At 72.7% G+C, this 1732-nt stretch carries 2 protein-coding genes; one reads left to right on the top strand and one right to left on the bottom strand.

Going from position 1 to position 1732, the window contains the following annotated elements; translation table 11 throughout:
• Nucleotides 1-81: 81 nt before the first annotated feature.
• Nucleotides 82-336, bottom strand: coding sequence for a hypothetical protein (locus EST54_RS33765; protein ID WP_129251470.1), 255 nt, complete (start codon nt 334-336; stop codon nt 82-84).
• 100 nt (nt 337-436) lie between these two features.
• Here EST54_RS33765 and EST54_RS33760 point away from each other — a divergent pair, with 100 nt between their 5' ends.
• Complete coding sequence (locus tag EST54_RS33760; RefSeq protein ID WP_129251469.1) at nt 437-1546, top strand: DUF5937 family protein; 1110 nt, start codon at nt 437-439, stop codon at nt 1544-1546.
• Nucleotides 1547-1732: the final 186 nt, after the last annotated feature.

Below are 1732 nucleotides of genomic sequence, written 5' to 3'. Positions count from 1 at the left end.
GCCCCCCGGGGGGAGGGCGAGGGGAACGCCGCCAGGTGAGGCCGGGCCGCCCGAGCACTCGGCGCGCTGGACATGCACGCCCTAGACATGCAACAGACGCACCAGGCGCCGCGCCCCGCCCACCACCGCACGTCCCCTGCGCCCCGCCCGCCGCGCGAAGCGCCTCACCCGGCCGGGAACCCGGTCACCGGGATCGGTGACGACGGCCTGGAAGCGGAACCACTCCCGGATCTCCCGTGCGGTACGGACGGTGTGCGTGCCCGGGGCGGGCGGGGCGGCCTCGGCTCGTCGGGCGGCGCGATAGGTGTCGAGGAGGTGCTGCTGGGCGGCGTTCATGTCCCTCACTGTGCGGCGGTTCCCCGGCGCGCCGCGCGTCGATTGACCAGGGCCGTCAATCGACGTCCGGGCAGGTGGCGGGCGTGCGCATGATGTCCGTATGTCCAACGTCATCGACATCACCGGGCTGCCGCCGGAGCACATCGTCTTCTCCCCGTCCCCGTTGGCGGAGCTGGGCGCCGCGCTGCATGCGCTGTCCGAGCCGGGGCACCACCCCGGGCTGCACGTCTGGGTCACCGCCACCCACGCGGCGCTGCACACCGACCTCGCCGACCGGCTGTGCGAGGCGGACTTCCTGTGGCGCTCCTCCCGTTCCGACATCCTGCTGCCGGCTCACCCCGGGGCGACGCTGGCCGAGGAACTGGATGAGTTGGACACCATCGACGACGAGCGGTTCGTGGCCGCGGCGTTCGAGATCACCTGCTCGGCGTCCTACACCCGCCCCACGCCCTCCCCCCTGGTCGACCCGCACGAGCGGGCGCGGGTACGGGAGATGGTCGCCGCGCGCGGCCCGCGGCAGGCGGCCTTCACCGACCGGATGCTCACCGACCCCGACGGCCTGCGGCAGTGGCTGCGCCGGCTGTTCGAGGACTGCGAGGAGGCGTTCTTCGGGGACATCTGGCGACGGGTGGGCATCCAGCTGGCGGCCGACGCCCGGCACAAGACCGAACTGCTGCGCCGCAAGGGCCTGTCCGAGACGCTGCCCGCGACCTCGCGGGCGCTGTCCCTGGAGGACGCGCAGGACGGCAGCGGCGGCACCCGCATCCTGGTCGACAAGCTCGCCCAGGGACGTACGACGGCGTTCGCGAACCCCGCGGATCCGGGCGTCACCTTCCTGCCGACGTCGTTCGGCTGGCCGCATCTGGTGTTCGGCCATGCCCCGGGATGGCGCCCGGTGCTCCAGTACCCGGTCGCCGGCCCGGAGTTGCCGACGCCGGCCGCGCTGGAACTCGTGCAGCAGCGGCTGGAGGCCCTGGCCCATCCGAGGCGTATGCAGCTGTGCCGCTCGCTTTCGCGAGGGCCGCATACGACGGGGGAGCTGGCGCACGCGTTCGGGATCACCTCGCCCGAGGTGTCGCGGCACATCGCCACGCTGAAGAAGGCCGGGCTGATCCAGACCCGGCGCCGTGGGCGCTATGTGCTGCATCAGCTGGACCTCCAGACGGTGGCCCGGCTGGGCAGCGACTTCCTTGAGGGCGTGCTCCGTTGACGGCACGTTCCGGTGCGGGCGTGCTCCGCTGCGGGCGTACTTCGTGGAAAACAAGCTGCGTTGAAGACAAGCTGCCCTGAGACCAAGCTGCCCTGAGACCAAGCCGCGTTGCGGTTGAGGCCTGAGATGCTCCCGAGCCGAGGCCGCCCCCGCTCTCCGCTACGCCCCAGCCCTCCGCTAAGCCCC

This window comes from Streptomyces sioyaensis, from assembly GCF_004122735.1.
Taxonomy (GTDB): Bacteria; Actinomycetota; Actinomycetes; order Streptomycetales; family Streptomycetaceae; genus Streptomyces; species Streptomyces sioyaensis.
This window is presented reverse-complemented; position numbering and strand designations above follow the sequence as displayed.